General features: G+C 55.7%; 2 protein-coding genes. Both read left to right on the top strand.

Features of this window, described 5'->3' with window-relative positions:
• Nucleotides 1-492 precede the first annotated feature (492 nt).
• The gene (gene rpoB, locus A9Q02_RS19860) at nt 493-4,179 is read left to right on the top strand and encodes a DNA-directed RNA polymerase subunit beta (protein WP_097654815.1); all 3,687 of its coding nucleotides are present in this window, start codon (nt 493-495) and stop codon (nt 4,177-4,179) included.
• 195 nt (nt 4,180-4,374) lie between these two features.
• Nucleotides 4,375-8,973: a DNA-directed RNA polymerase subunit beta' gene (gene rpoC, locus A9Q02_RS19855; RefSeq protein ID WP_097654814.1), complete on the top strand. Its 4,599-nt coding sequence runs from the start codon at nt 4,375-4,377 to the stop codon at nt 8,971-8,973.
• Nucleotides 8,974-9,030 lie beyond the last annotated feature (57 nt).

Here is a 9,030-nt window from a genome sequence, read left to right as displayed (position 1 = left end):
GCCTGTAGGGGCACCCCTTGCGGGTGCCCTGATAGAGCGTCTTTTTGTATCCGGTTTCGTATGATGCAATCGCCCTACAGGCATAGCTAGGGCTGAGTTCGCATTGCCATGATGCACGTACACCGCTGGCTTGTGGTACAATAAAGAGCGAATGCTTTAAAGTACGTATGTTTCGCTTGACAAATGTTGGTAGAGGATGGTATATTCCTTGTTCGCAGTCAAAATTGGATAAGCTCTCGACCTGGTTGGTTGTCTTGTCTTGCTAACCAGGATGTTATGGTCGCATGGATATGCCTGAGCTCCAGGCCAGTTGAAACAACATCGCGTGTCCGGATCCCGCCAGTCGTTCCGGTAGCCCGTTGAGGCTTACCGCCGATGACGGGCGCTTTCTGTTTTCTGGCTGTCGCCGCGTGTCGGTAGCGTCGTGAAGCGGATGCCGTCAGCTATCTGAGTCTTGCTGCTCAGAGGATGACGACGAAGAATGAGGTGAGTATGCCCCCGTTGATTGAGTCCGTGGTTCTCCAGCCCCTGATCGCGCCGATTGACCCGGGCGCCAATGGGCGACGGATCCGCCGGATCGAGCGCCGCTCTTTCGCCAAGATCTATGATGCGATCGAGGTGCCGCGCCTGATCGAGACCCAAGTCAACAGCTTTGATTGGTTTCGGCGCGAGGGCCTGCGTGAGTTATTCGAAGAGATTTCACCGATTACGGATTTTACCGGCAAGAACCTTGAACTTCACTTTAAAGATTATGTCTTTGGTGAGTCGCGCCTGGATGAGTTTCAGTGCCGTGAACGCGATCTCACCTATGCGGCCCCCCTGCGGGTGAATGTCGAGTTGCGGATTCTTTCGACGGGTGAGATTAAAGAGTCCGAGATTTTTCTTGGTGATTTTCCGGTGATGACGGATAACGGTACCTTTATCTATAATGGTGCCGAGCGGGTGGTGGTCTCGCAGTTGATCCGTTCGCCAGGGGTTTATTTCAAAGATGAGAAGGATCCAACCTCCGGGCGGGCCCTCCATTCAGCCAAATTGATCCCGAATCGCGGGGCCTGGCTTGAGTTTGAGACCAATAAGCGGGATGTGATTAGCGTCAAGGTTGATCGCAAACGCAAGATTCCTGTAACGATTCTGCTCCGGGCCATTATGGCCTGGCAGGCCGATGAAGATGGCAATGGGCGCTGGGTGCCCGATAATGAGCTTGATCAGCATGGTCTGAATGATCAGATTATTGAATTGCTGCGCCAGGTTGATACGCTGACCGATCATCCGTATACCCAGGCGACGCTTGATAAAGATCCTGCCCATAATGCCAAAGAGGCGCTCCTTGAACTTTACAAGCGCCTACGTCCCGGCGATCCACCAACCCTGGAGAATGCGCGCTCGTTGCTCGAGTCGTTGCTCTTTAATTCTCGCCGCTATGACCTGGCGAAGGTTGGACGCTATAAGCTCAATAAGAATCTTTGGGAGCGTGAAACGCGCCGCGATGGCAAGAGTGATGGGCCGAGTATGGCGGTGCGTGTTTTGCTGCCTCGCGATATTGTCAAGATCGTTGAGCAACTGATCCTGCTGAATAATGGTCACGGGCGTGCGGATGATATCGATCACCTCGGCAATCGCCGTGTGCGTACCGTTGGTGAGTTGATCCAGCAGCAGTTCCGCGTTGGGTTGCTCCGCCTCGAACGGGTGGTCAAAGAGCGGATGTCGCTCCAAGATCCTGAGAGTGCGACCCCCAATGGCCTGATCAATATTCGCCCCGTGGTGGCGGCAATGCGCGAGTTCTTTGGTGGCTCGCAGTTGAGTCAGTTTATGGATCAGACTAATCCGCTCGCCGAGTTAACCAATAAGCGCCGTCTCTCGGCCCTTGGTCCCGGTGGGCTTTCCCGTGATCGTGCTGGCTTTGAGGTGCGCGACGTCCACCATAGTCACTATGGCCGTATCTGCCCCGTCGAGACACCGGAAGGGCCGAATATCGGTCTGATTGGTACGATGTCGACCTTTGCACGGGTCAATGAGATGGGCTTCCTTGAGACGCCGTATCGCAAGGTCTATAATGCCGTCGATAATGCGCCCCTCTGGGTTGAGCGTGGCGTGCTGCTGCGGGATGTGCGCGATTTGCGTACGGGCGATCTGATTGCAGCCAAAGGTGCGCGGGTTGATGACGCGACTGCCTTCCGGATTACCGTTGGGTTGCTCCGCGGTCAGATCCTGCGTGAAGATGTGGTCGACCCCGATACCGATGAGACGATCGCTGAGGCAGCCACCGAAGTGAATCGGGCCCTTGCCGAGAAGATTGCCCGCTTGCCGCTCAAGTCGATTCGCATCCAGCCGGTTGTTTCGCAAGAGGTGGAGTATCTGAGCGCCGATGAAGAAGATCGCTTCATTGTGGCTCAGGCAAATGCTCCTATTGATGAGCATAATCGCTTTGTGGAGGCGTCTGCCTCGTGTCGTTTTGCCGAGAAGTTTGTCCAGGAACGCGTCGACCGGATTGATTATATGGACGTGTCGCCCAAGCAGGTGGTCAGTGTCTCGACGGCGTTGATTCCTTTCCTTGAGCACGACGATGCGAACCGTGCCCTGATGGGTTCGAATATGCAACGCCAGGCTGTGCCGCTCTTGCGCCCTGATGCTCCGATCGTGGGGACGGGGATGGAGTACCGCGCTGCCCGCGATTCGGGTCAGGTGGTGGTGGCGCGTCTGTCAGGGGTGGTTGTCAGTTCCACGAGCGAACATATTATCATCCAGGAAGACGATGGCTACGAGCGTGAGTATCGCCTGCGCAAGTTTATGCGCAGCAACCAGGATACCTGCATTAACCAGCGTCCAGCAGTCCTCAAAGGCCAGAAGGTCAAGGCCGGTGATGTGATTGCGGATAGTTCGAGTACCGATAATGGTGAACTTGCCCTTGGCCAGAATATTCTAGTTGCCTATATGCCCTGGGAGGGCGGTAACTTCGAGGACGCGATTCTGGTCTCTGAGCGCTTGGTGCGTGAAGATATCTTTACGTCGATCCATATCGAGAAGTATGAGGTCGAGGCACGTGATACCAAGCTTGGACCCGAAGAGATTACCCGCGATATTCCGAATGTCGGTCAGGATAGTCTGCGCAATCTTGATGAGCGTGGCATCATCTATGTGGGTGCAGAAGTGCAACCCAACGATATTCTGGTGGGTAAGATTACGCCCAAGGGTGAAACCGATCTGACTGCTGAAGAGCGCCTGTTGCGGGCTATCTTTGGTGAGAAGGCCCGTGAGGTCAAGGATAGCTCGCTGCGCGTGCCCAACGGGGTGCGTGGCAAGGTCATTGATGTCAAAGTCTTCTCGCGTAGCGAAGGGGCCGAGTTGCCCGTCGGCGTCAATCAGACGGTGCGTGTGCTGCTCTGTCAAAAGCGCAAAATTAGCGCTGGTGACAAGATGGCCGGTCGCCATGGTAATAAGGGTGTCGTTTCGCGGGTTCTCCCGATTGAAGATATGCCCTTCTTGCCCGATGGACGCCCCGTCGATATTATCCTCAATCCGATTGGCGTCCCTTCACGCATGAATATCGGGCAGATCCTTGAGACTCACCTCGGGTGGGCCGCCGCACGCCTGGGCTTCCGCGTCGCAACGCCGGTCTTTGATGGGGCGCGCGAAGAACAGATCAAGGAACATTTGATTGCAGCTGGCTTGCCCCGTGATGGCAAGGTGACGCTGTATGACGGTCGCACAGGCGAACGCTTTGATCATCCGGTGACGGTTGGCTATGCCTATATGCTCAAGCTTGCCCACCTGGTTGAAGATAAAATTCACGCTCGTTCGACGGGCCCCTATAGCCTGGTGACTCAGCAACCGCTGGGTGGTAAGGCCCAGTTTGGTGGTCAGCGCTTCGGTGAAATGGAGGTCTGGGCCCTCGAAGCCTATGGGGCCGCCTATATTCTCCAGGAGATGCTGACGGTCAAGTCAGATGATGTCGTAGGCCGGGTGAAGACCTATGAGGCGATTGTCAAGGGTGAGCCGATCCAGGAGGCTGGGGTGCCCGAAAGCTTCAAGGTGCTTATTAAGGAATTGCAGTCGCTCGGTCTGAGTGTCGAAGTGCTCAGCGAAGACGAGAAGCCCGTCGAGCTCACTGATGATGCCGATGGAGATATGGCTTCGCTTGATGGCATCAATCTGAGCGGTATGGAACGCGGCGAGTTCTAGCCCCTCTCGGGCGGCGCGATGGCTGGTAGCTAGCTCGATCCAGGAGACTGGTCGAGCGCTAAACCGGCAAGCAGCCATCGCGCCGTGCCGGACTTTCTGAACTGGCAGCCGAAGAAACGCCCTGAGCACGGTACGATCACTGCGGGGATGCGTCAGCGCTGCGCTGCGTATCTTTCGCCTGAGGAGTCAGCTTCTATGCTTGAGATTAACGACTTCAACGCAATTCGGATCAGCCTTGCCTCACCCGAGGATATTCGGGGTTGGTCGCATGGCGAAGTCACGAAGCCTGAGACGATTAACTACCGCACCCTGAAACCTGAGCGTGATGGGTTGTTTTGTGAGCGCATCTTTGGGCCTACGAAGGATTGGGAGTGTTACTGCGGGAAGTACAAGCGCGTTCGTTATAAAGGTGTCGTCTGCGATAAGTGTGGCGTTGAGGTCACCCGGGCGAAGGTTCGTCGTGATCGGATGGGCCATATTAGCCTCGCGTCCCCGGTGAGCCATATCTGGTTTGTGAAGGGTACGCCGAGTCGGCTCGGGTTGTTGCTCGATATTAGCCCTCGTAACCTCGAACGGGTACTCTATTTTGCCTCCTATGTGATTGTGGAGGTCAAAGAGGATCTGCGGCAGGCTACGCGTGAGGTGATCCAGCAAGAGTATGCCGAAAAACGCGAGAAGGTACAGCGTCAGGCTGAGGAGAAGCGCATCGAGTTTAGTACCTTGCTGACCCAGGATCTGGGCGGGATGGATACTGCTCAGGTGAGCACGCAGCATCGCATTGAAGAAGATTATAAGCGCCTCCGCGAAGAGATTACCAATGAGGCTGATCGCCTGCGCGAGCGCCTCGAAGAGTTGACCGGTGAACCCACCGATGAAGATGTGCTCTTTCGGGGGACGACGATTCTTGAAGAGGGTGAGCTTATCAGCGAGCGGATCATTGATCAGCTCGAAGAGATGGTCGAGCAAGAACTTGAGGCCCTGGAGGCCCGCCGTCAGCGCGATCTTGAAGATGCCGAGTTGCTGACAGGGGCCGAGCGTGAACGCAAAGAGCATGAGGTTTCGCAAGAGCAAGAGAAGCTTCAGGAGCGCCTCCTGCGTGAACTTGAGGGGCTGGTACGCGAAGAGAAAGAGAAGCTTGACCTGCTTGAAGGCTTGAAGGTGTGCCGGATCCTCACCGAGAATGAGTATCGCCAGTTGCGCGAGGTTGCCCCCGGGGTCTTCCGGGCGGATATGGGCGCAGGTGCGGTGCGTGAATTGATTGAGGCGACGGTTGATCTCGCGAAGCAGGCTGAAGAGTTGCAATTTGAAGTGCAGACGACCCAGGGCCAACGTCGCAAAAAGGCGACCAAGCGCCTCCGTGTTGTTGAGGCCTTCCGCAAGAGTGGCAATAAGCCCGAGTGGATGATCCTCACGATGCTGCCAGTTATTCCACCCGATCTTCGCCCGATGGTGCAACTTGATGGTGGCCGTTTTGCCACCAGTGACCTCAATGATCTCTATCGCCGTGTGATTAACCGGAACAATCGTCTCAAGCGGTTGATGGAACTCAATGCGCCCGAAATCATTGTGCGCAATGAGAAGCGTATGTTGCAAGAGGCCGTTGATGCGCTGATTGATAATGGCCGCCGTGGCCGCGCTGTCTCGGGCAAGGGCAAGCATCGCCTCAAGAGCCTCTCGGATATGCTCAAGGGCAAGCAGGGGCGTTTCCGGCAGAATTTGCTGGGTAAGCGCGTTGATTATTCGGGTCGTTCAGTCATTGTGGTTGGCCCGAATCTCCAGTTGCACCAGTGCGGTCTTCCCAAGAAGATGGCGCTTGAACTCTTCAAGCCCTTTGTTATGCGACGCTTGGTCGAGAAGGGTTTTGCGCATAATATCAAGAGTGCCAAGCGCATTGTTGAGCGTGTGCGCCCTGAGGTCTGGGATGTGCTGGAAGAGGTGATCAAAGATTATCTCGTGCTGCTCAATCGTGCGCCGTCGCTGCACCGGCTTTCGATCCAAGCCTTTGAGGCCAAGTTGATTGAAGGCTCGGCCATCCAGTTGCACCCGCTTGTGTGTGCCGCTTTTAACGCCGACTTTGACGGTGACCAGATGGCTGTCCACGTGCCGCTTTCGCGCAAGGCGCAGGAAGAGGCGCGCTCGCGGATGCTGAGCAAGTATAATCTGCTGAGCCCGGCTCACGGTGATCCGATCATTACGCCGTCGCAAGATATCGTGCTTGGTTGTTACTATCTGTCGATGGTCAAGGATGGTGCGAAGGGCAGCGGTAAGAAGTTCTCGTCGGTTGATGAGGCGATGCTGGCCTATGATCAGGGCTTGCTCGATATTCAGGCTCCGATCTTGATCCGGATGGAGGGCGCTCCGGCAGGCAAGAATGACCGCGATGAACAGACCCGTATCCTCCCCTCCACTGCCGATGGGACGCCCCGGATGTTGATCGAGACGACGATTGGCCGGGTGCTGCTCAACAATCAGTTGCTTGAACCGCTCCGCTATCGCAATCGTCTGGTTGATAAGAAGGGCCTCAAGGAGATCATTGCTGATTGTTATAAGTACTATACGACGCTGAAGAATCTCTCGGAAGCGGATTTTGATGAGATCCGGGCCGTCCATGGGCAGCGGAGCGATCATGAACTTGCTCGTATCTATGGCTCAGAGAAGACCGCTCTTCAGGCCGATATGATCAAGGCACTCGGCTTCAAGTATGCGACCCTCGGGGGTATGACCATCGGTATCAACGATATCGAGGTGCCGCGTGCTAAGTATGACATCATTAGTAACGCCGAGGCCATTGTCGCTGATGTCGAGAAGCAGTTCCGGCGGGGTTTGATCACCGAGGAAGAACGCTACGAAGAGGTTGTTCGTGTGTGGCAGGATGCGACCAAGCAGACAATCAACGCGGTGAAGCTAAACCTGAATCAGTTTGGCCCTGTTGCGATGATGTCTACGTCGGGTGCCCGCGGTAACATCAACCAGATTTCCCAGATGGCCGGTATGCGTGGTTTGATGGCCGACCCGACCGGGCGGATTATCGAGTTGCCGATCAAAGCCAATTTCCGCGAGGGCCTCTCGGTGCTTGACTATTTCGTCTCCACTCACGGTGGTCGCAAGGGGTTGGCTGATACGGCGTTGCGCACGGCTGATGCTGGCTATTTGACCCGCCGTTTGGTCGACGTGGCTCAGGATGTGATTGTCACGATTGAGGATTGTGGCACCGAGAATGGGGTCTGGTTGCATGCGGCTGATGACGATGAATTGATGGAGAAGCTTCAGTTCCGCGTGATCGGGCGTATCCTTGCCGCACCCGTCTATGATCCTGAGACCGGTGAAATGCTGGCGGATCGCAATGCCGAGATTGATGAAGAGTTGTCGGCCTACTTCTCAGAGCGCAATGTGACCTCGCTCTATGTGCGCTCAACGTTGAGTTGCCAGGCCGAACACGGGATCTGTCGGCTCTGCTATGGCCGTAATCTGGCAACGGGCAAACTGGTGGATATCGGTGAGGCGTGTGGCATTATTGCCGCTCAGTCGATCGGTGAGCCAGGTACGCAGTTGACGCTGCGTACCTTCCATACCGGTGGTGTGGCTTCGGCCGACGATATTACCCAGGGTCTCCCCCGTATTCAAGAGATCTTTGAGGCACGCATTCCGAAGGGTAAGGCGCTGCTCGCCGAGATTGATGGGGTGGTGCAAATTGCCAAAGACGATGATGGGGTGCGCCAGATTCGGGTGGTCGCCTCAGAGATTTATACCGATGAGTATCTTTTGCCTAAGGGCTATCGTGCGCTGATCGAGAATGAGAGCGATGTAGCTGAGAATCAGCCGATTGCTGAGCCTTTACGTGCGGATAGTACCGAACTGCCGATTGTCGCCCGGTTGGCTGGACGAGCCTTTGTCTACGAAGATCGTATTGTGGTGAGCCAAGAAGATCGCGAAGAGCGTGAACTTAAGGTTCCGCATACGTCGCGTATGCGGGTCGAAAGTGGTGAGCGTGTGGTTGCCGGTCAGCACCTGACCGACGGTAGCGCCAATCCGCAAGAGTTGCTGGATCTGCAAGGGAAAGAAGCTGTCCAGCGCTATCTGGTCAATGAGGCCCAGAAGGTCTATCGTAGCCAGGGTGTGAATATCAATGACAAGCACGTCGAGGTGATCGTCCGACAGATGTTGCGACGTGTTCGCATCGAAGAGCCAGGCGATACCGGGTTGCTGCCTGGTGAGTTGATTGATGCTGCCGAATTCCGTCGGCTTAACAACGATATTGTCAGCCAGGGTGGTGAACCGGCGACAGCCGCAACGGTGCTGCTTGGTATTACCAAGGCCTCGTTGAATACCGACAGCTTCCTTTCGGCAGCTTCGTTCCAGGAGACCACACGGGTCTTGACCGATGCGGCGATCAACGGCAAAGTGGATTACCTACGTGGTCTGAAAGAGAATGTGGTTATCGGCAAGTTGATCCCTGCCGGATCGGGGATCGAAAAGCGCTTGCTCGATGGTACACGGCGTGAGGATCTTGTTGGTGAGATGGCTCGGATGATGGAAGAGGGTGTGAATGCGGAGGCGTCGGCCCCCACGCCCGATGAGGTTCGCCGGGCCGAGACGTTGCTCGGCATTGTTGACCCTGAGGATACCGTTGATCAGCAGGATGCCGATGAAAAGTTGCGGGCGAAACTGCTGGCAATTATCGGTGAAGAGGGTATGGCCACGATGGATCTCGATCTTGAGGCCGAATTTGAGGATGTAACCCTCGATCTTGTGGATGAGGATGATGAAGAGATGCCCCCGGTAGACGAGGTGTAAGCTTTGGGTTCTCTCCAGACAACAAAGCGCCGAGCCAGCGAAAGTTGGCTCGGCGCT

Source organism: Candidatus Chloroploca asiatica (genome assembly GCF_002532075.1).
Taxonomy (GTDB): domain Bacteria; phylum Chloroflexota; class Chloroflexia; order Chloroflexales; family Chloroflexaceae; genus Chloroploca; species Chloroploca asiatica.
The sequence above is the reverse complement of the archived record's forward strand: the minus strand, read 5'-3'. Positions and strand labels throughout refer to the sequence as shown.